The 26,095-nt window shown below is 73.6% G+C and carries 13 protein-coding genes; 7 read left to right on the top strand and 6 right to left on the bottom strand.

The genetic code is table 11. The annotated features are described in order from the left end of the window. The first annotated feature begins 201 nt into the window (after window positions 1-201). Window positions 202-1,401, top strand: coding sequence for an MFS transporter (locus G3576_RS15530; RefSeq protein ID WP_164695316.1), 1,200 nt, complete (start codon window positions 202-204; stop codon window positions 1,399-1,401). Here the strand turns inward: G3576_RS15530 and G3576_RS15525 are convergent. The 6 genes from G3576_RS15525 to G3576_RS15500 form a co-directional block, all read right to left on the bottom strand. Continuing rightward, complete coding sequence (locus G3576_RS15525) at window positions 1,391-2,107, bottom strand: metallophosphoesterase (RefSeq protein WP_328729190.1); 717 nt, start codon at window positions 2,105-2,107, stop codon at window positions 1,391-1,393. The two genes, G3576_RS15530 and G3576_RS15525, sit on opposite strands and share 11 nt — an antisense overlap. After that, the gene (locus G3576_RS15520; protein ID WP_235951960.1) at window positions 2,104-2,754 is read right to left on the bottom strand and encodes a class II aldolase/adducin family protein; all 651 of its coding nucleotides are present in this window, start codon (window positions 2,752-2,754) and stop codon (window positions 2,104-2,106) included. The genes G3576_RS15525 and G3576_RS15520 overlap by 4 nt, the downstream gene beginning before the upstream one ends. Continuing rightward, complete coding sequence (locus G3576_RS15515; protein WP_164695314.1) at window positions 2,741-3,925, bottom strand: AAA family ATPase; 1,185 nt, start codon at window positions 3,923-3,925, stop codon at window positions 2,741-2,743. Before G3576_RS15515 ends, G3576_RS15520 begins: the two co-directional genes overlap by 14 nt. A gap of 57 nt (window positions 3,926-3,982) precedes the next feature. Continuing rightward, complete coding sequence (gene prfB, locus G3576_RS15510; protein ID WP_164695313.1) at window positions 3,983-5,113, bottom strand: peptide chain release factor 2; 1,131 nt, start codon at window positions 5,111-5,113, stop codon at window positions 3,983-3,985. A gap of 7 nt (window positions 5,114-5,120) precedes the next feature. After that, window positions 5,121-7,709 carry a penicillin-binding protein 1A gene (locus tag G3576_RS15505; RefSeq protein WP_235951958.1) on the bottom strand — a complete coding sequence of 863 codons (2,589 nt, stop codon included), beginning with the start codon at window positions 7,707-7,709 and terminating at the stop codon, window positions 5,121-5,123. Window positions 7,710-8,099: 390 nt separating this feature from the next. Beyond that, window positions 8,100-9,287, bottom strand: coding sequence for an N-acetylmuramoyl-L-alanine amidase family protein (locus G3576_RS15500; RefSeq protein WP_164695312.1), 1,188 nt, complete (start codon window positions 9,285-9,287; stop codon window positions 8,100-8,102). Window positions 9,288-10,158: 871 nt separating this feature from the next. Between G3576_RS15500 and G3576_RS15495 the strand changes: the two genes are divergently transcribed. The 6 genes from G3576_RS15495 to G3576_RS15470 all read left to right on the top strand — a co-directional run bounded on the left by G3576_RS15495 (window position 10,159) and on the right by G3576_RS15470 (window position 26,020). Then, window positions 10,159-13,266: an Rne/Rng family ribonuclease gene (locus G3576_RS15495; protein ID WP_164695311.1), complete on the top strand. Its 3,108-nt coding sequence runs from the start codon at window positions 10,159-10,161 to the stop codon at window positions 13,264-13,266. A 183-nt stretch (window positions 13,267-13,449) separates the two neighbouring features. Next, window positions 13,450-14,469, top strand: coding sequence for a C-terminal binding protein (locus G3576_RS15490; protein ID WP_328729187.1), 1,020 nt, complete (start codon window positions 13,450-13,452; stop codon window positions 14,467-14,469). Window positions 14,470-14,763: 294 nt separating this feature from the next. Beyond that, window positions 14,764-16,038, top strand: coding sequence for a glycosyltransferase family 4 protein (locus G3576_RS15485; RefSeq protein WP_164695310.1), 1,275 nt, complete (start codon window positions 14,764-14,766; stop codon window positions 16,036-16,038). A 174-nt stretch (window positions 16,039-16,212) separates the two neighbouring features. After that, window positions 16,213-23,511 (top strand): type I polyketide synthase, encoded by a 7,299-nt coding sequence (locus G3576_RS15480; RefSeq protein WP_164695309.1) that lies wholly within the window; start codon window positions 16,213-16,215, stop codon window positions 23,509-23,511. Between the two features lie 68 nt (window positions 23,512-23,579). Beyond that, a complete protein-coding gene (locus tag G3576_RS15475) occupies window positions 23,580-24,902 on the top strand; it encodes an aminotransferase class I/II-fold pyridoxal phosphate-dependent enzyme (RefSeq protein WP_164695308.1) in 1,323 nt (440 codons plus the stop codon). Then, on the top strand, window positions 24,899-26,020 hold the full coding sequence (locus G3576_RS15470; protein WP_164695307.1) for a hypothetical protein: 1,122 nt from the start codon (window positions 24,899-24,901) through the stop codon (window positions 26,018-26,020). Before G3576_RS15475 ends, G3576_RS15470 begins: the two co-directional genes overlap by 4 nt. Window positions 26,021-26,095: the final 75 nt, after the last annotated feature.

Raw genomic sequence — 26,095 nt, 5'->3', positions numbered from 1 at the left:
CTCATTGCCCCAAGGCGTCCACCGAGACTGCAGCCTGGATCATCGCCGGCGCCATCGCGTAGGCGAGTCACCAGACGACAGCAGCCGGTTCGCCGGCAGCAATGGAAGGCCTCGGGGAGCGATCCCCGGGGCCTTCGCTGTTTCGGGAACCCACGCAGACCCCGCGCGATCAGGCCGGACCATTGCGGATACGACCGGCCCATGTCCTCCCTGCCCGCGCTGAATGCGCTGAATTTCTTCATCGCGGATGTGCGGGACGGGCTCGGCCCCTTCCTCGGCGTCTTCCTCCAGCAGCAGGGCTGGTCGCCGGCTTCCATCGGCATCGCCATGAGCCTCGGCGGCGCGGCCGGCATGGCGGCAGCGACGCCGATCGGCCTGCTGGTCGACTCCACCCGCCACAAGCGCGCGCTGCTGGCCATCGCCTGCGTGCTGATCGTGCTGGCCTGCGCGGTGAACTACCTGGCGCCGGTCTTCGCCATCACCGTCGCGGCGCAGATGATCGCGGGCGTCGCCGCCGCCGCCGTCGCGCCCTGCATCGCGGCCCTCACCCTCGGCCTGGTGCGGCAGCATGGCTATGCACGGCAGCTCGGCCGGAACGAGGCCTTCAACCACGCGGGCAATGCGACTGCCGCGGCGCTGGCCGGGCTGCTTGGCTGGCAGTTCGGGCTGGTCGCGGTCTTCGTGCTGATGGCGGGCATGGCGATCGCCGCCGTCATCGCCGTGGCCCTCATCAAGCCGCGCGACATCGACCATGAGGCGGCGCGGGGCGCGACCGCGGGCGTGAAGGCCCAGCCCATCCTGCCCGCCCTGCTGGGGTCGCGCCCGCTGCTGCTGGTGGCGGGGACGGTGGCGCTGTTCCACATGGCCAATGCGGCGATGCTGCCGCTGCTGGGCCAGGCGATGGTGGCGCGCGGCACCGGCCTGGATCCCGCGGCCTACACGGCCGCCACCGTGATCCTGGCGCAGGCCACGATGATCCCGATGGCGCTGCTGGCGGCCTGGCTCGCGGTGCGCCGGGGCTATGGCCTTGTCTTCATCCTGGCGCTGGCCGCGCTGCCGATCCGCGGGCTGATCGCGGGCAGCATCGATCATCCCCTCGCCCTGATCCCGGTGCAGGTGCTGGATGGCGTCGGCGCCGGGCTGCTCGGCGTCGCGGTGCCGGGGATCGTCGCGCGCATCCTGGATGGCAGCGGGCACGCCACGGCGGGGCTGGCGGCGGTGATGACCATGCAGGGCATCGGCGCCTCCCTCAGCTCCACCATCGGCGGCGTGGTCGCGCAGCAGGCGGGCTATGGCGCCGCCTTCCTGGTCCTGGCCGGCATCGCGCTGGCGGCGCTGGCACTGTGGGTGGCGGGCGGGACCGTGCTCCGCAGCGCGGCAGGCCAGCCCGCTACGCTGTGAGGAACCCGATCCGGTCCTTTTCGAGGACGCCGCAGGTCAACACGCCACCGGCATGGGCGGCGGTGTCGAGGTTGATGCGGTTGGCACGGATCTCGGGCGCCAGCCGCGCGGTGTGGCCATGGACGATCACGGCGGGGTGCATCCCCTCGTGGTGCAGGAAGGGGCCGCGGATGGTCAGCAGGTCATCCGCCGACTGCGCCTCCAGCGCCACGCCAGGCCGGATGCCGGCGTGGACAAGGAAGTACGGCCCCTCCCGGTGGCTCAGCGCCAGGCCATCCCGCAGCAGGGCCTGGTGGGCTTCGGGGATCGCGACTGCCCAGGCTGCGGGCCCGGCCTCCGGCGCCAGGCCGTAGCTCGCCAGGGTCGCCCGCCCGCCGCACCAGAGCCAGTCATCCACCGCCGCGCGGTCACCCGCCAGCGCGTCCCGCATCATCGCCTCGTGGTTGCCCAGCAGATTGACCACTTCGGCGCCTGGCGGCCGGAATCGCGTGACCAGTTCCAGCGCCGCCGCCGGGTCGCCCGCCTTGTCCACATAGTCGCCGAGATGCACCACCACCGCCCGCGCCACCGGACGCGATGCCAGGTCCTCGGCCACCTGCCCATGCAGCGCCGCCAGCCTGCCGGCCATCCCGTGCACGTCGCCGATGGCGTAGAGCCGAACGCCCTCCTCCAGCCGGGCGGGCGCCGGCTGCCAGGCCAGCGTCACACCGGCCGCCCGTAATCGCCCAGCATCGCCGCAGCCTCCGCCAGCTCGGCCTCGGAGAGCAGCACCGGGTCGATGCGAGCCGCCCGCAGCGCGAGATATTGGGCGGCCAGGTTCTCCACCTCCCGCACCAGCGCCACCGCCCCGGCCAGCGTCGCCCCCAGCGCGACCACACCGTGATTGGCCAGCAGCGTCGCCCGCAGCCCCGCCCCGAGCGCCACCACGGCCGATTGCGCCAGCGCCTCCGTCCCGAAGGTGGCATGCGCGGCGCAGGGAATGCCGCGCCGCCCGCTCTCGCCGGCCAGAGTCACCATGTAGTGGATCGGCGGGATCGGATGACGCGCGCAGGACAGCGCGGTCGCCATCGGGCTGTGCGTATGCACCACCGCCATCGCATCGGGCCGCGCCCGGTAGATCGCCGCATGCAGCCGCCATTCGGAGGAGGGCCGCCCGCTGCCCCGCACCGCGCCATCCCGCCCGCAGCGCACCAGGTCATCCGCGGTCATCGCGGCATAGGGCAGGCCGGAGGGGGTGATCAGGAACCCGTCCCCATCGCGCAGCGACAGGTTCCCCGATTTCTGCGGCATGAACCCCGCCGCATCCAGCACCCGCGCCGCTTCGACCAGCGCGGCGGCGTCAGCCCGGCTCAAAGGGCATGGCACGGCGCATGAACTCGTCGAACAGGGGGACGGTGAAGGCTGTGTCGCCATGGCTCGGGCTGTAGATCATGCCCTTCGCAATCAATTCGCCTCGGAGCGGCCCCACGGCTGTGACTTTGCGGCCCAGCATGGAGGCGATATCGCCTGACCGGTGCGGCCCAGGCCCCAGTTCAGCCATGGCTCGCATGTAGCGCTTCTGCACCGGCGTCAGGCGATCCAGGCGGACTCGAAAGAAGCTCCTATCCAGGCTCTCGATCGCTTGCTCTGTCGCTCGGTCGACAACGGTGGCCGTAATGGGCGAAGCCTGCGCAGCATTCCACGCCTGGGACCCCCATTCCTGCAGGAAGTAGGGATAACCCTTTGTCAGCGCCAGGATGCGAGCCAGCGCCTCCTCGGTGTAGTCGACCCCTTGCTCTCGCGCGGGTTCGGCCAGTGCCCGTTCAGCGTCGGGCGGATCGAGGGGCCCAATCGGCGGAAAATCAAACAGGCGTTCCGCGTAGCTCTTCGACTTGCCGATCTTTCCGACCAGCTGCGGCAGACCAGCCGCCACTAGCACAACAGGAAGGCTGGACTGGGACGTGCGATGCAACGCCATGATCAGGGCGCTCAGCTCACGCTCCTCCATGTATTGCAGTTCGTCGATGATGACGGCGATCCCGCTGCCTCGGTCCTGCGCTGCCTTTCCGAGCGCCAGGAACAACTCCGGCAGATCCGCCTCCAGGTCGCCGCTATCGGCGCTCCCTGTCTCTGGTGGCACCTCGATGCCGAGTTCAATGTCGCCGACCGTAACCTTGACGGAGGAGACGAAGCTCTTCAGCACCCCGCCGAGGCGCTTCATCGGACCCGTCAGCGGCCCAAGCCGGCTCAGCTCCAGTGTCATGCGCCGCAGTTGAGGCGCCAACAGTGCTGCGAGGCGCTTATCTTCATGCGCCTCGATCATTGCGAAGCGAAATGACCGCCGCTCGGCAAGTTCGGCCACTCGATTGAGCAGCACTGTCTTGCCGACGCCACGCAGGCCGACCGCGATGAACGATTTCGCATAGCGGCCTGCCAGGGCCCGATCCAAAGCGATCTCCGCCTGGATCAGGAAAGACGATCGTCCGGCAAGCTCGGGCGGCTGCGCACCAGCAGTCGGGACATAGGGATTACGCCGCGGATCCATCCCTCGATTAGAGGAAAGTTATGGATTTAGGTCAAGTTTATCCCAGTTTATCCCAGTTTAGTCCGCCTTGGCGCTGGCGTCCGATCGCGTGGCGCCGACGCGCTGCGCCAGCGCGGCCGCCATGAACTCGTCGATCTCCCCGTCCAGCACCGCGTCCGGGTTGCCCTTCTCCACGCCCGTCCGCAAATCCTTCACCATCTGGTAGGGCTGCAGCACGTAGCTCCGGATCTGGTGGCCCCAGCCGATATCGGTCTTGCCGGCCTCGATCCCCGCCGTGATGGCTTCCCGCTTGCGCAGCTCCAGCTCGTAGAGCCGCGCCTTCAGCATATCCATGGCGATGACGCGGTTGCGGTGCTGGCTGCGGTCCTGGGTGGAGGCCGCGACGATGCCGGTCGGGATATGCGTGAAGCGGACGCCCGATTCCGTCTTGTTCACATGCTGCCCGCCGGCACCGGAGGCGCGGAAGGTGTCGGTCTTGATGTCCGCCGGGTTGATCTCGATCTCGATCTTGTCGTCGATCACGGGGTAGACGTAGATGCTCGCGAAGCTGGTCTGCCGGCGCGCCGCGGCGTCGAAGGGGCTGATGCGCACCAGCCGGTGCACGCCTGTCTCCGTCTTCAGCCAGCCGAAGGCGTTGGAGCCGGTGACCTGGATGGTGGCGGACTTGATGCCGGCCTGCTCGCCTTCCGACTGCTCCGTCATCGTGACCTTGTAGCCGCGACGCTCCGCCCAGCGCGTGTACATGCGCAGCAGCATCTCGGCCCAGTCCTGCGCCTCCGTGCCGCCGGCGCCGGCATTCACTTCCAGATAGGCGTCGTTGGGATCGGCCTCGCCGGACAGCAGGCTCTCGATCTCACGGTGCTTCGCCTCCTCGGCGTAGCCCCGCATGTCGGCGACCGCGGCATCGGCCATGGCGGCGTCGCCCTCGGCCTCCGCCATCTCGATCAGCTCGACCGCGTCGGCGACGTCGCGCTCCAGCTTCAGCACGCCCTCGATCTGGGCGGCGAGGCGGTTGCGTTCCCGCATCACCGCCTGGGCCTCCTCGGCCTTGTTCCAGAGGTCCGGATCCTCGGAGCGGGCGTTCAGCTCCTCGAGCCGCCGCGTCGCGGCGTCCCAGTCCAGATGGGCGCGGAGCAGCGCCAGGCTCTCCGCGATCTCGGTCTTCAGCTTCTCGGCGTCTGCGCGCATGGGCGGTTCAGTAGAGCCCGCCCAGATTGCTGTCGAGGCCAGCCGCCGCCGTCCCCGGCCCGCCAGCCCCCGCCAGGGGGTCGGAAGGCGGCCGCGCGCTGTTCTCCGTGCCCGGGCGGAAGGCCTCCAGGATCGTCTGGCCGTTGTCCAGCTGCAGGCGCACCAGCGCCACCCCCGGCGGCGCGCGGAAGGGAATGGCAGGCGTGCCCTGGCTCGCCGCCGCCACCACGTCCCGGAAGATCGGCGTCGCCAGCCGTCCGCCCGTGACATCCGCGCCGCTCTCGCTCTGCAGCCGCAGCGTCCGCGGCTCATCGAAGCCGACCCAGACCGCGACGACGAGATCCGGCGTGAAGCCGACGAACCAGGCATCCTTGTAGTCATCCGTCGTGCCGGTCTTGCCGGCGACGGGGCGGTTCAGCCCCTCCCCCGCCCGGGTCCCGGTGCCCCGCTGCACGACGCCCTGCAGCAGGCTGGTCATCTGGAAGGCCGTCACCGGGTCCACGATCTGCCGGCGCGTGTCGTTCAGCCGCGGCGGCTGCGCGCCGGGGTCGCTGTTGCAGCCCACGCATTCCCGCGCATCGGTGCGCCAGACGAGCCTTCCATGGCGGTCCTGCACGCTGTCGATCAGCGTCGGGATCACCTGGCGGCCGCCATTGACGAAGCTGGCATAGCCCGCGGCCTGGCGGAGCACCGTCGTCTCCCCGGCGCCGAGCGACATGGCCAGCACGCGCGGCATGTTGGGGATGACGCCGAAGCGGTTCGCCACATCCGCCACCGCCGGCATGCCCACCTGCTGGGCGAGGCGGATGGTCACCAGGTTGAGGCTGCGCTCCAGCGCGCTGCGCATCGTCACCCAGCCCTGGGCGGCGCCGCCGCCGTAATTGCCCGGCCGCCACAGTCCCTGCGGCGTCATGATCTCCACCGGCGCATCCAGCAGCAGCTGGTTCGGCGGGATGCCCGCCTCCAGCCCCGCCAGGAAGACATAGGGCTTGAAGGAGGAGCCCGGCTGGCGCATCGCCTGGGACGCCCGGTTGAACCAGGACCGCTCGAAGGAGAAGCCGCCCACCATCGCCAACACGCGGCCGGTATTGGGGTCGAGCGCCACCACCGCGCCCTCAACTTCCGGCAGCTGGCGCAGCATCAGGCGTTCCGGTCGCGCCGGCGTGCGGCCCTGCGCGGCCACGGCCGGCAGCGTCTCCACCATCACCACGTCGCCAGGCGTCAGCGCTTCCTGCATCCGGCGCAGCACCGGCCCCATCCGGCCATCGCGCACCGGGCGGGCCCAGGTCGCGATATCCTCCAGGTACATGGTGCCGGTCCGGGGCTGCGGCGCCGTGCGCGCATCGGGGCGCTCCAGCCATGCCAGCCGCGCCTCGCGGTCCCGCACCTCCAGCGCCACCGCCAGGCGCCAGCCCGGCTGGATGCCGGGCGGCCGCGCCACGGCCTGCAGCGCCGGCAGCCATTCCGTCGCGCTGGCGGAAATCTGCGCCACCGGGCCACGCCAGCCGCCGCGGCGCCGGTCATAGTCCAGCAGCCCGTTGCGCAGCGCCTTCTCGGCCTCCGCCTGCAGGGCCGGGTCGAGCGAGGTGCGCACCACCAGCCCGCCCATCGTCGTCTGGTCCTGGCCGAAGCGGGTGATCAGCTCCCGCCGCACCTCCTCCGTGAAGTGCTGGCCGACGGCGACCATGTCAGGCCGGCGCTGCGGCCGCGGCACCAGCGGCTCCGCCCGCGCGCGCGCCGCATCCTCCCGCGTGATGGCGCCATCCTCGGCCATCCGCTCCAGCACCCAGTCGCGGCGCGCCTTGGCGGCCTCGGGGAAGCGGATCGGGTTGTAGTTGTTCGGCGCCTTCGGCAGCGCGGCCAGGAAGGCGACCTCCGCCAGCGACAGCTCATCCAGCGATTTGTTGAAGTAGTTCTGCGCCGCCGCCGCCACGCCATAGGCCTGCTGGCCCAGGAAGATCTCGTTCAGGTAGATCTCGAGGATGCGGGACTTCGGCATCGCCTGCTCGATGCGCAGCGCCAGGATCGCCTCCCGCACCTTGCGCGTCAGCGACCGCTCCGCCCCCACCAGCATGTTCTTGGCGACCTGCTGCGTGATGGTGGAAGCGCCCGCCAGGCGCCGGCCGCTGCCGATCGCCTCCACATTGGTCATGACGGTGCGGGCGATGCCGATGGGGTCGACGCCATGATGCGTCCAGAAGCGCTGGTCCTCGGCCGAAACGAAGGCCTGCTGCAGGCGCTGGGGAATCGCCTCGATCGGGATGAAGACCCGCCGCTCCTGCGCCAGCTCCGCCATCAGGCGACTGTCGGCGGCATAGATGCGCGACATCTGCGGCGGCTGGTAATCCGCCAGCCAGCGATAATCCGGCAACTCCGCCACGGCATTGCGATAGAGCGACCAGGCCGCCCCGGCCCCGGCCAGGCCGACCGCCACCACCAGCACGATCGCCGTCTTCACCAGGAAGCCCATGGTGCCGACCAGCCAGCGACGCTTCCGCTTCGGCGGCCTGGCCGGCGGCGGCGCCTCGGGTTCCGGAGCAGCAGCAGGCCGCCCGCCCACCATGGGGCCTTCGGCGCGAAGATCAGGGGTATCCATGCGGCGCTCCATACACCACCCCAGCCAAAGGGGCACATGCGCAACGCACCAGATGGGCATGCACCGCCGTCACGGCCAGTTGTGCAGCGCAGGATACGGGCGGAGAGGTTGGCGGCGGGTGTAGGAGGGGCGTGCCGGTTGCCCGGGGAAGAGGCTCCGCCCCTTCCCCGATACCCCAACCCCGCAAAGGGCCAGCGGGCCCTTTGAACCCATGAGTTGATCGGAAGGCGGGAGAGGGGCCGCGCGGTCGCGCCGAACATGCGCGCGCTCCGGGCCCCTCTCTCGCCTTCCGATGAAAACCTCGCGGTCCAGGGGCCCGAGGCCCCTGGCGGGGAGAGGTCCGGAGAGGGGCGCGCAGCCCCTCTCCGGGGCCACTCGCACAGCCCCCCCCTACCCCGCCGCCAGCGCCTCCGCCGTGCCCGCCCGTGCCAGCCAGCCATGGATGGCGCGGCCCAGCGCGCGGGCGACCTTGGCGCGGTGGTCGGGGCGGCGGAGCGCGGCTTCGTCGCCGGGGTGGCTGAGGAAGCCCATCTCGACCAGCACGGAGGGGATCTCGGGCGCCTTCAGCACGACGAAGCCGGCCTGGCGGTGGGTGTTGGGCAGCAGGGGCACGTCCCCGCCCAGTTCCTCCACCACCAGGCTCGCCATGCGGGCGCTGCCCGCGCGGGTTTCGGCCCGCATGAGGGAGAGCAGGATGGCTTGCACCTCCGGCGACACGGAGGGAAGGCGAAGCCCGCCCGCGCGGTCCGCCAGGTTCTCCCGCCGCGCCAGCGCGCCGGCCAGCGCGTCGGAGCTGTCGCCGAGCGTATAGACGGAGGCGCCGCGGGCGCCCGGCGCGCTGTCCGCGTGCAGGGAGACGAAGAGCGTCGCCTGCCGCCGGCGCGCGAATTCGACGCGGTCGCCCAGCGGCACGAAGCGGTCGTTGCTGCGGGTCATGGCGACCCGGCAGCGCCCGCCCGCTTCCAGGACCTTCTTCAGTTCCTCCGCCGCCGCCAGGACGATGCGCTTTTCCTGGGTGCCGCGGGTGCCGATGGTGCCGGGGTCGCGCCCGCCATGGCCGGGATCGAGCACCACGAGGGGCAGCGGCCCGGCCCGAGCCGGGCTGCGCGGCGCCTGTGTCGTGCCGGGTTGCGACCGCCCGAGGTTGGACGCCGTCGCGGTGCCGCTTTCCGCCAGCGGCCGCCCGGCGGCGGCCAGCCGGGCGAAGCTGGTCGCGCTGGTGGGCTCCAGTTCGATGATGAGGCGCCCGCGGCTTTCCTCCACCCGCTTCAGGGCCACGGGGCGCAGCAGGTCGAGCCGCAGCTGGCTGCGATCCGCCATCGCGCGCCGGACAGGCCCTGCGGCGCCGAGGCTCGCCGGCCCGCGCCAGGGGGAGCCGGGCGTGGTCAGCACCAGGCGATTCGGGCGCGTCGCCGCGGCCAGGCGCCATCGCGTGCCGCCGGTCAGGGTCAGCACCAGGCGCGCGCCATTGCCCGATGCCTCCAGGGTGGCGTCGGTCACGGCGGCCTCGGCCGGCCATGGTGGCGGCAGGGCGGCAAAGGCGAGCGCGAGGCTCGCCAAGGCACGGCGACCCAGCATGATGTCGGGCAGTCCCCCGCTTGCGCCGGCGCCGCCCCCCGGCACCGGAACACACCCATGATGCCACGCCGGGCCCGGTGGTTGCCAGCATCTCCTGAGAAGGTGGTTGAACGGCGAGGCCCAGGATCGCCGCCGGGCCGCCGTTGCCCGCTGGTTTGCGCGGGGTGCACGAATCGGCGAGGCGTGGGCTGCCCCGCCGAAGCGGCGGTTGTGGCGGCGGCGCCTTGTGGCCCCCGGTTGCACCGCCTATGGTGAGTCGCCCCGGTGGCGTCAGCCGCCGGCAGGGTCCTTGTGTTCGCGCGGCCGCCCGGCCCGCATCCCGCCGCCAGACCGCGGCCGGCGATGCGCCAGTGGTGGCCTTAGTCCTGGCATGGTGAAGGGGCGCCGCCCCTCGCCACGTTCTGCCAGGTGCCGCGGCCCCCGATCCCGCCGGCGCGGCGCATGCGGCGCATCCTTACCTGTCGGCGGGCCCCTGGTGTACCGGGATGGCTTGGTTCGGCGGGGATGCGTTCCATGCCCACGCCGCCCGCCCGTTTGCGCCTGCAACCGGCGCCCCCGCCTGGATCGCTGTCCCCTGGACCGCATCCGGGAGACCAGCTCAAGGGGGCTGCCGATTGAAGGGTTTCCGGGGCAGCGCGAGGCGCGCCCGCCGGGAACGGTCTGCCAGGGGTCACCCCCCGGGCGCATCGCTCCCAATGAACCCAACAGGGTCGTGCCCCCGGGCCGACCCGCCGAGAAGAGGACCGGATCGCCGCCGCATGGAACACTTCCTGCCGCGCTTCCGTCGCTTCCCGGGCCCCGCCACCACCTGCCGCCGCTGCCGGCCCCTGGGCGGAACCCCAGGCCAGCGCGGTGCGGAGTCCCCCCACCCATGACCAAGCGCATGCTGATCGATGCATCACACCCGGAAGAGACCCGGGTGGTGGTGCTGGACGGCAACCGGCTCGAAGCCTTCGACATCGAGTCGGCCAACAGGATGCCCCTCAAGGGCAACATCTACCTCGCCCGCGTCGTGCGGGTCGAACCCAGCCTCCAGGCCGCCTTCGTCGAATATGGCGGCAACCGGCACGGCTTCCTCGCCTTCGGCGAGATCCACCCCGACTACTACCAGCTCCCCGTCGCCGACCGGCAGCGCCTCATCGAGATGCAGCAGGCCGAGGCGCGGGAGGAGCAGGAACGCGAGGATGCCGAGGAGGCGGCCCGCGACATCGATGCGGCGCTGAACGGCGCGCTCGAGGCCGCCGCGGCGGCGGAGCTTGAGGCCGAGGCCGCCGAGCCGGAAGCCCCCTCGGAAGCCACCATGGCGATCGGGATCGAGCAGGTGCAGGCCGAGGCCGCGCCCGCCGATGGCGCCCCGGACGTCACCACCGCCGACGCCCCGGCCCAGCAGGCCGAGCAGCCGGCCGCCGCCGAGGCTGCGGAAGCCGCCGAGGCCGCGGCCGACGAGGCCTATGCCGCCACCGCGGAAGCCGAAGCCGCCGAAGCCGCCGCCGATGCGGCAGCCGAGGAGGACCGCGGCGACGACGACCGGCGCGAGGACGACCGGCGCGAGGACGAATACGAGAGCGTCGGCAACGCCGATGCCCCGCCGCCCGAGACGGTCGGCGGCACGACGGAGGATGACGCGCGCGAACGCCGCATCCCGCCCCGCTTCCTGCGCCACTACAAGATCCAGGAAGTCATCAAGCGCCGGCAGATCATGCTGGTGCAGGTGGTGAAGGAGGAGCGGGGCTCGAAGGGCGCCGCGCTCACCACCTACATCTCGCTCGCCGGCCGCTTCTCGGTCCTGATGCCGAACTCGCCCCGCGGCGGCGGCGTCTCCCGCAAGATCACCTCGGCGGCGGACCGCAAGCGGCTGCGGGAGATCATCGACGAGCAGGGCCTGCCCCAGGGCATGTCCCTCATCGTCCGCACCGCCGGCGCCGCCCGCCCGAAGCCCGAGATCAAGCGGGATTGCGAATACCTGCTCCGGCTCTGGGACGGCATCCGGGAACGCACCTTCGCGAGCTCCGCCCCCGCCCTGATCTATGAGGAGGCGGACCTCATCAAGCGCTCCATCCGCGACGTCTACGGCAAGGACGTCGAGGAAGTGCTGGTGGATGGCGAGGACGCCTACAACGATGCGCGCGAATTCATGCGCATGCTGATGCCGGCCCATGCCAGCAAGGTCCGCCCGGTGCGGGACGGCGTGCCGCTGTTTGCCCGCCACGGCGTCGATGCACAGCTCGATGCGATGCACAGCCCGACGGTCCAGCTGAAGTCCGGCGGCTACATCGTCATCAACCAGACCGAGGCGCTGGTCGCCATCGACGTGAACTCCGGCCGCGCCACGCGCGACCGGCACATCGAGGACACGGCGCTCCGCACCAACCTGGAGGCGGCCGACGAGGTCGCGCGCCAGCTCAGGCTGCGGGACCTGGCGGGCCTCATCGTCATCGACTTCATCGACATGGAGTCGAACAAGCATGACGGGATGGTGGAACGCCGCCTGAAGGAAGCGCTGAAGCAGGACCGCGCGCGCATCCAGGTCGGCCGGATCAGCCATTTCGGCCTGCTGGAGATGTCGCGCCAGCGGCTGCGCCCCAGCGTCGTCGAACACGCCTATGTCGCCTGCCCGCATTGCCAGGGCCGCGGCCTGGTCCGCGGCGTGGAGAGCAGCGGCCTCCAGGTCCTGCGCGCGATCGAGGAGGAGGGCGCCAAGCGCCGCGCCGCCGAGATCATCGTGCATGTCGCGACGCCGGTCATGCTCTGGCTGCTCAACCGCAAGCGCGAGCGGCTGAGCCAGATCGAGCAGAAATACGCGATGTCCGTGCTGGTGCAGCCGGACGACACGCTGATCCCGCCCGCGCTGCGGATCGAGCGGACCCGCCCCCAGAACCCCGACGCGATCGCCGAACGCCCGAGCGCGCTGCGCATGGACTACGCGCCGGAGCCGGTGGAGCCCGATGTCGATGTGCTGGAGGAGGAGGTCGAGGAGACCCCGCCGCCCCGCCAGCGCGAGCAGCGCGACCAGCGCGAACCCCGCCAGGCGCGGGAGCCGCGCGAGCCCCGTGGGGAGCCCGCCGAGCCTCGCGCGCCGCGTGAGGGTGCGCCGGAGGCCGAGGGCGATGCGACCGCCGAGGGCCAGCGCCGTCGCCGCCGCCGCCGCCGCCGTGGTGGCCGGCGCGAGGGCATGGAAGGGCGCCCCGAGGCCGGTGGCGACACCGGGCTGGAGGGTAGCGGCGCCGAGGATGAGGGCGAGGAGGGCGACGAGCCCGAGGTGAACGCCGCCGCGCCGGCCGAGCCCCCCGCCGAGGTCGAGGCGCCAGGGGTCGAGGCCCCGGAGGCCGAGGGCGAGGTCGCGCCCGTCGAAGCCACGGAGGAGGAAGGCGCGGCGCGCCGCCGCCGCGGCCGCCGCGGTGGCCGCCGCCGGCGCGAGGGCGAGGAGGCGCAGGGCGAGGAAGCCCCGGTCGCCGCCGCGCCGCCGCCACGCCGCGCGCCGACGCCGGCAGATCCCTTCGCCGGCCACATGGACGACATCTTCTCCGCCATGGAAGCCGCGGAGGAAGCTGCGGCCCGCGCCGTGACCACCCGCCGCCTGGCCGCCGCCGCACCGGTGGAAGCCGCCGCCGAGGCCGCGCCCGCCGTGGCGGAAGCGCCGGCCGCCGAAGCACCGGCCGCCGAAGCACCGGTGGCGCAGGCGACGGAAGCCCCGGCTGCGCCCGCACCGGCCGCGGAAGCCCCTGCCGCCGAGCCTGCCGCCACGGTCGAGGCCAGCTTCAGCGCCACGGCCGAAGCCAGCTTCACCCCGGCCGCGCCGGAAGCCGCCGCGGAGCCTGCACCCCCGCCGGCCCCGGAACCCGCCGCCCCTGAAGCAGCCGCGGAGCCTGCCAAGCCGGCGGTGCCGGAGGTGGTGGCCGCGCCGCCGATCGCGCCCATCGTGCTGGGCGAGGGCACGGAAGCCGACCTGCCGCGCAAGCGCGGCTGGTGGCGCCGCTGACCCGTCCCACCCGGGACGCCGACTGATCGAAGCCGCCGGGATGGCCATCCCGGCGGCTTCGTCGTTCAGGCCGTCCCGCCACCTGCATGGCTGCCCTCCCCCACCCCCCGTTGCGATGGGGCGGACAACCGGTGATGGTGCCGCCTCCAGCCGGTCGGAACCGGCGCAGGGGGAGTGCATCGCGTGGCGCAGCTGACCGTCCTCGAGCCTGAGGGCATGTATCCCGACACCATCCTGGAGCAGGAGATCCTCGGCCCGGCCGTGGACGTGCTGCATGGCGGCGCGCCCCACACCGAATCGCTCGACATGCTGCCGGACGAACTCTGCGCCCGCGTCGATGGCCTGCTGATCTTCCGCCACTGGCTGCGCCCGCAGCACATCGCGCGCTTCCCGAAGCTCAAGGTCGTGGTGCGCATGGGGGTGGGCTATGACCGGCTGGACCGCGCGGCCTGCGCGGCGCGCGGCATCACCGTCTGCAACGTGCCGGACTACGGCACGATGGAAGTGGCGGACCACGCCATGTCGCTGGTGCTGTCGCTGACGCGCGGCGTGATCCTGCACCATGACCTGCAGCGCGAATCGCCGCCCGCCGCCTGGCGCTACGTGGACAGCCCGCTGATCAAGCGCGCGCAGGAACAGCGCTTCGGCATCGTGGGCCTCGGCCGCATCGGCACCGCGGTCGCGCTGCGCGCCAAGGCCTTCGGCTTCAAGGTCCGCTTCTTCGACCCCTACCTCCCGAACGGCGTGGACCGCGCGCTCGGCATCGAACGGGCGCGGACGCTGGAGGAGTTGATGCGCGGCGCCGACATCCTCTCCATCCATGTGCCGGATACCCGCACCACGCGCGGCATGATCGGCGCGAAGGAACTGGCCTGGCTGCCGCAGGGCGCCGTGGTGGTGAACACCGCCCGCGGCACCAGCCTCGACATCAACGCGCTGGAGGCGGCGCTGCGATCCGATCACGTCGCCGGCGCGGGGCTCGACGTGATCCCGGTGGAGCCGCCGGTGGACCCGGTGCCGGGCCTGCTCGCCGCCTACCGGGCGAAGGAGGATTGGCTGAAGGGCCGCGTCGTCATCACGCCTCACAGCGCCTTCCACACGCCGCATGCGTGGGACGACATCCGGCGCAAAAGCGCGGAGACGATGCGCGACGTGCTGGTCCTCGGCCTTGACACGAACGTGATCCGCCCCGACCAGGATTGAGCGCCGCCGTTTGCAGGTTTGTCATCGACAACCGCGATAAAGCGAGCCAGCAGGTGCAGCCGGGCCGACGGTCCGGCAACCCCTGCGCGACCAGCACACGTGTCGCGCGAAAGTTTCACTTTCGTTGAAAAAAAGAGATTGACGCACCGCACACATTCACACACAAATGTGTGCCGCGGGAAAGCGTCATTCGCTAGATGATTGACATCCTTGCCAAGGAGATCAGACGTTTGGCCCGCCATCAGGCGAATATCTTCGGGTGGTGGGCGCATTCCTGGCGAGGAGCGCGCTAGGATGCATGTGTTCCTCGACATCTCCCGGTTGCTGAGCGTCGCGCATCGCACGGCACCCTCCGGGATCGACCGGGTCGAGCTGGCCTACGCCCGTCACTGGGCCAATCTGTCGCCAACGGAATGCACATTCGTCGCGGAAGTTCCGCTCCTCGGCTTCTCCGCCCTGCCCGCCTCGCTCGTCCGTGAACTGGTGACGGCGCTGGAGGAGGCGTGGGAGAGCGGCACGCGCATCGCGACGGGCGCCGCCCGGCGTGCGCGGCTGGCGCTGCCCTTCGGCCGCGGCGCGCTGGTGGAAGCGCTGCGCAAGCCCGGCCCCAAATCCTTCCTGCTGGTGTCGCACCGCGCCCTGGAACGCCCGGCCCGGATCGCCGCGCTGCGGCGGCAGGGCTGCCAGTTCGTGCCGCTGATCCATGACCTGATCCCCCTGCACCATCCCGAATTCGCCCGCGCCGGACATGCCGAGAAGCATCGCCGCCGCATCGTCACCACCGCCGCCCTGGCGGACGCCATCATCGTGAATTCGGCGGCCACGGCCGCGGAGTTGACGCCCTGGCTGAGCGCCCGCCCCTCCCCGCCCCAGGTCGCGGTGGCGCCGCTCGGCGTCACGCCGCCGATGGTGGAGGCGCCGCCGGTGGCGCTGCGCCCCTACTTCGTCGTGCTCGGCACCATCGAGCCGCGCAAGAACCACCTGCTGCTGCTGAATCTGTGGCGCCAGCTGGCCGGCACCCATGGGGCCGCCGCGCCCCGCCTGGTCGTCGTCGGCCGCCGCGGGTGGGAGAACGAGAACGTGCTGGACATGCTGGAGCGCTGCAGCGCCCTGGATGGCCTGGTGCGGGAAGCCGGGCCGCTGCCGGACCGGGAAGTCGCCTCCCTGCTGCGCGGCGCGCGCGCCCTGCTCTTCCCCTCCTTCGCGGAGGGCTTCGGCCTGCCGCTGGCGGAAGCCCTCGCCCTCGGCGTCCCGGCCATCGCCTCCGACCTCGCCGCGCTGCGGGAAGTGGGCGGCGCGGTGCCGGACTACCTGGATCCGCTGGATGGCAGCGCCTGGCGCGGCGCCGTGCTCGACTATGCCCGGGCCGACAGCACTGGGCGCCGCGCGCAGCTCGGCCGCCTCGCCGCCTGGAAGCCGCCGAGCTGGGAGCGTCACTTCATCGAGGTGGACCGCCTGATGGTCCGCCTCGCGCAGCGCCCGATCGGCCCCTCCGCCCCGCTGCCCGCCCTGCCCGCCATGGCCAGGCCGGATCCGGGCGTCGGACGGCGCGATGAAGGGCATCCGTGATGGCCGCGACCTCGTCCGGCGGCGCCGTCCCGCCCCGCCACCACCGCCCGCGAGGCCAGGCACACTGGCCCGGGTGAGGGTGGCAGCATGACGGGTGCCGATCGTCCAGGACGGGCGACACGGCCAGGCAGGGACCAGCGCGACCGCCACGCCGGCGGTGCAACCGGGCCTGCCATGCCGATCGCCATCGTAGGGGCCGGCTGCCGCCTGCCGGGCGCGCCGACGCTCGACGCGCTCTGGCCGCTGCTGGAATCCGGCGGCGATGCGGTCACCACCCTGCCGGCCGACCGCTTCGCCCTGCCCGCCTTCTACCACCCCCGTCGCAACGAGGCCGGGCGGTCCTACACCTTCGCCGCCGGCACCATCGGCGATGCGCGCGCCTTCGATGCCGGCGCCTTCGGCATCTCCCCCCGCGAAGCGGCGGAGATGGACCCGCAGCAGCGCGTGCTGCTGGAAGTCACGGCGGAAGCGCTGGAGGATGCGGGCTGGCGCCCCTCCGCCATCGCCGGGCGCGACATCGGCGTCTTCATCGGCGGATCGACGACGGACTACGCCGATGTCCGCCTGCCCGACCATGCCGGCAGCGACCGCTACTTCATGACGGGCAACGCGCTGTCGATCCTGGCGAACCGCCTGACCAACGTGTTCGACCTGCGCGGCCCGGCGGAGACGATCGACACCGCCTGCTCCTCCTCCCTCGTCGCGCTGCACGCCGCCTGCACGGCGCTGGCCGCGGGGCGTCTCGATGCCGCGGTGGTCGGGGGCGTGCAGATGCTGCTCTCCCCCTATCCCTTCGTCGGCTTCTCCCGCGCCGGCATGCTCTCCCCCTCCGGCCGCTGCCGCGCCTTCGATGCGGCCGCCGATGGCTATGTCCGGGCGGAGGGTGGCGTCGCGCTGCTGCTGAAGCCGCTGGAGGCCGCGCTGGCGGCCGGGGACCCGATCCGCGGCGTCATCCTCGGCACCGGGGTGAACAGCGCCGGCCGCACCATCGGCCTGTCCCTGCCGAACCGGGAGGCGCAGGCGAGCCTGATCCGCCAGGTGATGGAGGATGCCGGGGTCACCCCGGATGACCTGGCCTATTTCGAGGCGCATGGCACCGGCACCCAGGTCGGCGACCCGAGCGAGGCCTGGGCCATCGGCCAGGCCGCCACCGGCCGCGCGGCCGCCCTGCCGATCGGCTCCATCAAGACGAATATCGGGCATCTGGAACCCGCCTCCGGCCTCGCCGGGCTGCTCAAGGCCCTGCTGGTGCTGGAACGCGGCGCCATCCCGCCGACGCTGCACCAGGCGAACCCCAACCCGTCCATCGACTTCGCCACGCTGAATGTGCGCGTCGTGAAGGGGCTCGAACCGCTCAACGAGGCCGCCGGCACCGTCGCGGGGGTGAATTCCTTCGGCTTCGGCGGCACCAACGCGACGGTGCTGGTCAGGCAGGCCCCGGCGCAGCAGGCGCTGGCGCAGGCCGCCACGGCCGGCGCCAGTCCGCCGCTCCTGCTCTCCGCCCGCTCCGCCGCCGCGCTCACGGCGCTGGCCGCGCGCTGGGAACAGCGGCTGCGCGGTCAGGACGCACCCACCACCGCCGCCCTGGCGCGTGGCGCCGCCCGTCACCGGGACCTGCTGCCCCACCGCCTGACCCTGCGCGGCAGGGATGGGGATGCGCTGGCCGATGCCATCGCCGCCTGGCGGCAGCGGCAGGACCCCTCGCCCCAAGGCGCGACCAGCGGCATCGCCCCGGCCGCCCCCGGCCGGCTCTGCTTCGTCTTCAGCGGCAACGGCGCCCAGCATGCCGGCATGGCCCGCGCCGCGCTGGCCCATTCCGCCGATTTCCAGCGCGCCTTCGCCCCCGTCGATGCGGCGCTGGAACCCCTGCTCGGCTGGTCGCCGCTTTCCATGCTGCGGGCCGGCGTCACGGCGGAACAGCTGGCCGCCACCGACATCGCACAGCCCCTGCTCTTCGCCATCCAGGTCGCGAGCCTGCGCGCACTGGCGGCGCAGGGCATCCGCCCCGACCTCGTGCTCGGCCATTCGGTCGGCGAGGTCGCGGCCGCCCATGCCGCGGGAATCCTGGACCTCCCGGCCGCCGCCCGCCTGGTGGTGGCGCGCAGCCGGCACCAGCAGCGGATGCAGGGCGTGGGCCGCATGGCGGCACTCGGCGCCTCCGCCGCCGAGGCACAGGCGATGATCGCGGGGCTCGGCCCCGCCGGCGCGGGGCTGGAGGTCGCGGCGCTGAACGCGCCCGCCGCCGTGACGCTGGCTGGCCCGGCGGAGGCGCTGGCCGCGCTGCGGCCGGTGGCGGAGGCGCGGCGCCACTCCTTCATCCCGCTCGACCTCGACTTCGCCTTCCACAGCGCCGCCATGGATCCGGTCCGGGACGGGCTGCTGGAGGATCTGGCCGGCCTCGCCCCCGGCGCCGGCCACCTGCCCCTGGTCTCCACCGTCACGGGCGCCGTGCTGGAGGGCGCCGCCGCGGGCGCCCTCTACTGGTGGCGCAACCTCCGCCAGCCCGTGCAGTTCGAGGGCGCCATCCGCACCGCGCTCGCCGAGGGCGCGCGGCTGTTCCTGGAAATCGGCCCCCACCCCGTCCTGCAATCCTACATGCGGGAAGGCTGCCGCGCCGCCGGCGTGGAGGCCGCGCCGCTGGCCACGCTCAGCCGGCGCGATGCGGAGGGCATCGACCCCTTCCCCGCCATCGCGGACCGGCTCGCCGTCGCCGGCGCCGACCCGCGGGAGGGCCCCGCCTTCCAGGGCCCGGCCGAACGCCGCCTGCCGCTGACGCCCTTTGACCGCAAGCCGGCCTGGCATCCCGGGACCACGGAGGCCTCCCGCCTCTCGGACCCCGATCATGACCACCCGCTGCTGGGCTTCCGCCGCGGGCCGGAGCCGGGGATCTGGACGCGGGCGCTGGACACCGACCTCGAACCCTGGCTGGCCGACCATCGCCTCGGCCCCGACGCGGTGCTGCCGGCCTCCGCCATGCTCGACATGGCGCTCGCCGCGCTGCGCACCCGCCATCCCGAGGCGGTGGCGCTGGAAGTCGCGGAATTCCGCATCCTCCGCCCCCTGGCGCTGGAGCCCGGCCGGACGCGGGAGGTGCGCTGCACGCTGGATGCCGCCGGCGCCTTCCGCCTCGAAAGCCGTCGGCGCCTGACGGAAGACCCCTGGGCCCTGCATGCGGAAGGCGAGGCCCATGCCGTCGCCGCCACCGCCCTCGCCCTGCCGCCCCGCGCCCCCCTGCCCGGCGCCGCGCCGATCGAGGGCAGCGCGATCCGCCACCTCGCGGCGACCCTCGGCCTGACCTACGGCCCCGCCTTCTCGGCGGTGGAGCGGGTGGAAGCGAGCCCCGCCGCCGGCCGCGCCCTGGTGCGCCTGGCGCTGCCGCAGGCCGCGCCGCCCGATGCCGGCTTCCTGCTGCATCCCTCCCGCCTCGACGGCGCGCTGCAGGGGCTGTTCGGCCTGCTGGGGGAGGCGGGGTTGCCGCCCGGCATCGGCCTCGCCCCCGTCCGCTTCGCCCGGCTGGTGACGCGCCCGGGCGCCATCCCGCCGGTGCTGGCGGAGGTCACGCTGACCCGCCGCGGCGCACGCTCCATCACCGCCCGCGCCGTGCTGCGCGACGCCGCCGGGCAGGCGGTGGCGCGGGTGGAGGGGGCGGTCTTCCAGCTCTTCACCCAGCACGCCGCCGCCCCCGCCACGGACGCCGCCTGGCGCATCGCGCTCGCCCCCGCCGCGGAAGGCCCGCCCCCCGCCCCCGCCCTGGCGCCCGCGCTGGAAGCAGCCCGCACCGCCGCCGCCGGCATGGACCTGACGGAAGCCGCCCTGCTGCTGGAAGCGCATGTCGCCGCCGCGGCCCAGGCGCTGCATGCCGCCGACCCGGCCCAGGCCGATGCGGCGCCGGAAGCCTCCCCCTACCAGGCCTTCCTCCGCCGCGCGCTGATCGAGGATGGCGCCGCGGAGCCGCTGGCGCGCGGCATGCCGGGCGGCATCCGCCTGCTGCCCGATGCGGCGCTGCCGCCGGCCGAGGAAATCTGGCGCTCCGTCCTGGCCGAGCAGCCCGGCCTCGCCCTCGACCTCGCCTGGATCGCGGAGGCCGCCGAACGGCTGCCGGAGGCGCTGCGCGGCCAGCGGCGGGATGCGGGCCCGCCACCCGCCCAGGGCCTCGCCATGGCGCAGCTGGCGGAGGCGCTGGCCGCGGCGGTCGGCGCGCTGGCGGCCGCCTGGCCGGAGACGCGCCCGCTTCGCATCCTGGAAATCGGCACCGCCGGCGGCGTGCTGGCGCGGCGCGTTCTGGCCCGCCTGGCGCCGCTCGGCCGCGCCCTGGTCTATGTCGCGGCGGGCGATGGCCATGTCTCCCTGCCGCCGCTGCCGCCCGGCCTGCCCGCCGGCAGCGCCCTGCACGGCGCGGTCTGGGACCCGCTGTCGGATACGCCGCCGCCGCTGGTGGCGGACCTCGTCATCGGCCTCGCCCCTGCGGCGCGGTCCCGCGCCGGCGTGGCGCTGGCCGCCGCGCTGCGCCTCGCTTTGGCGGAAGGCGGCGCGCTGCTGCTGGCGGAGCCGCTGCCCGCCCGCGTCTGGACCTTCGTCTGCGGCCAGGACCCGGCCTGGTGGACCGGCCTCGGCCCCGAACCCGCGGGATCGGCGGGGGGATCGCTGCCGGATGCCGCCATGTGGACCGGGCGGCTGGCCGATGCGGGCTTCCGCGCCGTCGCCGCCGAAGCCCTGGCCTGCGCCCCCTGGCCCGCCGTGATGCTGGCCGCCGAGGCCCCGCCGCCCCCCGCGGCCGCGCCGCCCGCGCCGCCGCGCACCCTGCTGCTGGCCGATGACGCCTCCCTCCCGCTCGCCGATGCCCTCGCGGCCCGGCTGCTGCGGCGCGGCGGCAGCGTCGCGCGCCAGAGGCTGGACGGCGCGATCGACCCTGCCGCGCTGCGCGGCGCCCGGATCATCCTGTGCGCCGCGCCGGAAGCGGCAGCGCTCGCCCCCACCCTCGCCGCCATCACTCGCCTCGCGGAGGCCGCGCAGGGCCAGGCCGCCGGCTTCGTGCTGGTGACGAGTGGCGGCCAGCAACCGGCGGAAGGCCGCCACGCGCCGGAAGCGGCCGCGCTGGTAGGGCTGATGCGCGTCCTGGCCAATGAGATGCCCTCTCTCCGTCCGCGTCGCATCGACCTCGCCCCCGGCCTGGCCCCCGCCGCCGCCGCCCGGCGCCTGGCCGCCGAGCTCGATGCCGCGACGCCGGAGGCGGAGGTCACGCTCGGCGCCGACCAGCGCCTGGTGCCGCGCCTTCTGCCCGTGCCGGCCTCCCCGCCGGCCGGCCCGCTGACGCTCGGCATCGCGCAGCCCGGCCGCCTCGGCACGCTGCGCTGGGAAGCCGCACCCCAGCGCGCCCCCGGCCCCGGGGAGGTCGCGATCGCAGTGGAGGCGGCGGGCCTCAATTTCCGCGACCTGATGTGGGCGCAGGGCCTGCTGCCGGAGGAGGTGCTGGAAGCCGGCTTCGCCGGCCCGACGCTCGGCATGGAATGCGCGGGCACCGTCACCGCCACCGGCCCCGGCGTCGCCATCCGCCCCGGCACCCGCGTCTTCGGCTTCGCGCCCGCGGCGCTGGCAGCGCGCGTCGTCACGCGGGTGGAGGCGATCGCCCCCCTGCCCGATGGGCTGGAGGCCGAGGCCGCCGCCACCATCCCCGTCGCCTTCCTGACCGCGCTGCACGCACTCGAATCCTGCGCCAACCTCCAGGCCGGCGAGACGGTGCTGATCCATGGCGGTGCCGGCGGCGTCGGCCTCGCCGCGCTGCAGGTCGCGCAGCATATCGGCGCCCGCGTGGCGATGACGGCGGGCAGCCCCGCCAAGCGCGCCTTCCTGCGCGCCGCCGGGGCGGAGCTGGTGCTGGACAGCCGCGATCCCGGCTTCGCCGATGCGCTCCGCGCCGAATGGCCCGACGGCGTGGACGTCGTCCTCAACTCCCTGGCCGGGGAGGCGATGGAACGGAGCCTCGGCCTGGTGAAACCCTTCGGCCGCTTCGTCGAGCTCGGCAAGCGCGACTATGTCGAGAACCGCCGCGCGCCGATCCGCCCGCTGCGCCGCAATGCCAGCTATTTCGCGGTGGATGTGGACGAATTGCCGCGCGCCCGCCCGGGTGTCGCGTCGCGCCTGCTCGGCCAGGTGCGGGACGGGTTGCAGGATGGCACCTTCCTCCCCCTGCCCCATGCCGCCTTCGGGCCGGAGGAGGTGGAGGCCGCCTTCCGCACCCTCCAGGCCTCCTCCCACATCGGCAAGCTGGTCATCCGCCCCCCGGCGCCGCTGCCGGAAGCCGCCGCCCCCTGGGCGCCGCCGCGCGACTCCACCATCGTCGTCGTGGGCGGCACGCGGGGCTTCGGCCTCGCCACGGCCAAGTGGCTGGCGGCGCGCGGCGCCCGCCACCTCGCGCTGGTCAGCCGCCACGGCGCCATCGCCGCCGACGTCACGGGCGACCAGGCCACGGCGCTGCGCGACCTCGCCGCGCTCGGCGCCCGCGCCGCGATCCATGCCTGCGACGCGACGGACGCCGAGGCCCTGGCCGTGACGTTGGCGAAAATCCGGGCCGCGCGGCCGATCGGCGGCATCGTGCATGCCGCCGCCGTGCTGGATGACGGCGCCGCCCCCGCCATGGATTCGGCACGCTTCGCCCGCGTGCTGGCGCCCAAGCTGCAGGCGGCGGAGAACCTGGACCGGCTGACGCAAACGGACCCGCTGACGCTCTTCCTGCTGTTCAGCAGCGCCACCACCGCCTTCGGCAATCCCGGCCAGGCCAATTACGTCGCCGCGAACGCCGCGCTGGAAGCCCTCGCCCGCCGCCGCCGCGCCGCCGGCCGCCCGGCGCTCGCCGTCGCCTGGGGGCCGATCGCCGATGTCGGCATGCTGGCGGCGGATGGCGACAAGGCCGCCAAGCTGAACCGCCGCCTCGGCATCGCCGCCATGACGGCGCAGGAGGCGCTGGAGGCGCTGCCACCGCTGCTGGAAGCCGGGGACGCCGCGCCACTGGTCGTGCGCCTCGGCGCCGCGGAAGCACGCCTCGCCTTGCCCATCATGCAGGAGCCGATGCTGGCCGCCCTCGCCGGCGAGGCCACAGCCGATGCCGCCCCGCGGGAGGATCTTCGCGCCTGGCTCGCCACCGTCCCCGTGGCGGAGGCCGAGGCCGTCATCCTCCGCCTGGTGACGGAGGAGATCGCCCGCATCCTGCGCCTGCCGCCGGAAGCGGTGGCCGCCGATGCGGGGGTGACGGCGCTCGGCCTCGACAGCCTGGGCGCCATGGAGTTGCGCGGCGGGCTGGAACAGCGCCTCGGCGTCCAGGTGGCGCTCTCCGCGCTCAGCGAGGAGTTGACGGTGGCCGCCCTGGCACGGCAGATCGCGGCCTCCGCCCTTGCGCCGCCGGATCGCGAGGCCAGCATAGCCACGCTGGTGGAAGCCTACGAACCCGGATCCGGGGACATCCGCGCCGCGGAATGACCACCGGACCCGGTTCCTGGCGAAAGCCAGCCGGCCGTTCCGTCCACTCACCGCGGGGGTTTTCAGTCATGGCACGCGGACAGGGCTTCGGCCTCTCCACCGCCGCCCGCCTGGCGCTGGTGCAGCGCCTGGCCCGGCGGCGGGAAGGGCAGGAAGCGCAATCCGCCGCGGATACGCGCGGCTTCGGCAGCATCCAGAACCTCAAGGATTGGGGCCTGTTCCAGGAAGGCCTCGCGGCCCTCGGCATGGAAAGCCCCTTCTTCCGCACGCATGAAGGTCGCGCCGGCGCGCACAGCCTGGTCGGCAACCGGGACACCATCAATTTCGGCTCGTACGACTATCTCGGCCTGAACGGCGATCCGCGGCTGCACCAGGCGGCGACGGAGGCCATGGCGCGCTACGGCATCTCCGCCTCCGCCTCCCGCCTCGTCTCCGGGGAAAGGCCCGTGCATGCGGCGCTGGAAGCGGCGCTGGCGCGGCACTACGGCGCGGAAGCGGCCCTCGCCCTGGTCAGCGGCCATGCCACCAACGTCACCGTCATCGGCCACCTGATGGGCCCGCGCGACCTGATCGTGCATGACGCCGCCATCCACAATTCGGCGGTGGAGGGTGCCAAGCTGTCGGGCGCGCGGCGCATCGGCTTCGCCCATAACGACGCCCGCGCGGCGGAACGCGAACTGGCCGCCGCCCGCCGCGGCGCCGCCCGCGCGCTGCTGGTGGTGGAGGGCCACTATTCCATGGATGGCGATGTCCCGGACCTCGCCGCCTTCGTCGCCATGGCGCGCAAGCATGACGCCTGGCTGATGGTGGACGACGCGCATGGCCTGGGCGTCGTCGGCGCCACCGGGCGCGGGGTGTTCGAGGCCGCGGGCATCGACCCCTCGGAGGTCGACATCTGGATGGGCACGCTCTCCAAGACGCTCTGCGCCTGCGGCGGCTACATCACGGGCAGGCGCGACCTGATCGACTGGATGCGCCACACCGTGCCGGGCTTCGTCTATTCCGTGGGCCTGGCGCCGCCGCTGGCCGCCTCCGCCCTCGCGGCGCTCGGGGTGATGCAGGCGGAGCCCTGGCGGGTGGCGAAGCTGCAGGCCAATGCGACGCTGTTCCGCGACCTCTGCCGCGCCCATGGCTTCGATACCGGCGCCTCCGCCGGCCTCGGCATCGTGCCGATCGTGCTCGGCAGCTCGGTGCGCGCCATCCGCGTCTCCGCCGCGCTGCTCGAGCGCGGCGTGAACGCGCTGCCCATCATCTTCCCCGCCGTGCCGGAGAAGGCGGCGCGGCTGCGTTTCTTCCTCTCCGCCGAGCATGAGGAGCGGGACATCCGCGATGCCGTCGCCGCGCTGGTCGCGGCCAATGACGGCGTCTCCCCCGCCGACCTCGCGGGGTGACGGAGGTCCGGGAAGTCCGGAGCGCGGCCGAGGAGGAAGCCTTCCACGCCCTGCCCGCCCGCCTGCCCGGCTGGGCGCCCCGGCTGCGGTGGGAGGAGCGGCGGCAGTTCCACCGCACCACCAACGGCTTTCTCGAATCGCACGCCGTCGCGCGCTTCCTCGCCTGGCGCGATGGAAGCGCGGTCGGGCGCATCGCCGCCTGCGTGCCGGATGACGCCGACGCCCCCGCCACCTTCGGCTTCATGGCGACGGAGGAGGATCCCGCGACGCTCCGCGCCCTGCTGGACGCCGCGCGCGGCTTCGCACGGGCCCGCGGGCGGGACCGGCTGCTCGGCCCGCTCTCCTTCACCATCAACCACGAGGTCGGCGCCCAGGCCGGCTTCTTCGATCGCGCGCCGATGCTGCGCATGCCGGCCTCCCCCCCCTGGCTGCCGCCGGCGCTCGACGGTGCGGGGCTGCAACCGGCCAAGGACGTGCTGGCCTGCACCGTCGATCTGGGGCGGGAGGTCCATCGCGCCCGCTTCGCCCGCCTCGCCGCCGCCCGTGGCGACGACATGGCCCGGCTGTCGATCCGAACGCTGCGGCGCGGCGACTACGCGGCGGAGGTGCGGCTCGTCGCCGCGCTCTTCGACGATGCCTGGTCGGAGAACTGGGGCGCCGTGCCGCTCCAGCCCGCGGAGGTCACGACGCTCGCGACCGTGCTCCGCCCGCTGCTCTGGCGGGGGGAGGTCTTCTTCGCCGCCTGGGACGGGCAGCCGGTAGGCCTGCTGTCGCTGGTGCCGAACATCGAGGCCGCGCTGCCCGCCGATGGAAGGCTGCTGCCGTGGGGCTGGCCTCGGCTGCTGGCGGCGCTGCTTGGACGGATTCCGGCCGGCGCGGACCAGGCGCGCATCCCCATGCTCGGCATCACCCGCGCCTTCCGCCGCCACACCGCCTCGGCGCTGGCCATGGGCGCGCTGCTCGATGCCGGATTCGGTCTGGCCGAGCGGCGCGGCTGGCGGCGCATCGAGATCTCCTGGATCCTGGCGGACAACACGGCGATGCTGAACGCCATGGCGCGGCTGCCGGCCCCTGTCACGGGGCGCTGGCGGCTGTGGTGGATGCCGGCCGGCGATTGATATTGGCGGACCGGTGGCCTGACCGGTCCGAGCGCCCGAACGGGCGCCGCCGCTCATGCGGCGAAGCCAAGGAAA

Origin of the sequence: Falsiroseomonas algicola (genome assembly GCF_011040385.1) — a bacterium.
Lineage (GTDB): Bacteria > Pseudomonadota > Alphaproteobacteria > Acetobacterales > Acetobacteraceae > Falsiroseomonas > Falsiroseomonas algicola.
This window is presented reverse-complemented; position numbering and strand designations above follow the sequence as displayed.

Excerpts from the sequence above, each read along its gene's own strand:
- G3576_RS15480 (WP_164695309.1), top strand. The coding sequence starts at position 16,213 with ATGCCGATCGCCATCGTAGGGGCCGGCTGCCGCCTGCCGGGCGCGCCG.
- G3576_RS15530 (WP_164695316.1), top strand. The coding sequence starts at position 202 with ATGTCCTCCCTGCCCGCGCTGAATGCGCTGAATTTCTTCATCGCGGAT.
- G3576_RS15485 (WP_164695310.1), top strand. The coding sequence starts at position 14,764 with ATGCATGTGTTCCTCGACATCTCCCGGTTGCTGAGCGTCGCGCATCGC.
- G3576_RS15505 (WP_235951958.1), bottom strand. The coding sequence starts at position 7,709 with ATGGATACCCCTGATCTTCGCGCCGAAGGCCCCATGGTGGGCGGGCGG.
- G3576_RS15515 (WP_164695314.1), bottom strand. The coding sequence starts at position 3,925 with ATGGATCCGCGGCGTAATCCCTATGTCCCGACTGCTGGTGCGCAGCCG.
- prfB (WP_164695313.1), bottom strand. The coding sequence starts at position 5,113 with ATGCGCGCAGACGCCGAGAAGCTGAAGACCGAGATCGCGGAGAGCCTG.
- G3576_RS15500 (WP_164695312.1), bottom strand. The coding sequence starts at position 9,287 with ATGCTGGGTCGCCGTGCCTTGGCGAGCCTCGCGCTCGCCTTTGCCGCC.
- G3576_RS15475 (WP_164695308.1), top strand. The coding sequence starts at position 23,580 with ATGGCACGCGGACAGGGCTTCGGCCTCTCCACCGCCGCCCGCCTGGCG.
- G3576_RS15495 (WP_164695311.1), top strand. The coding sequence starts at position 10,159 with ATGACCAAGCGCATGCTGATCGATGCATCACACCCGGAAGAGACCCGG.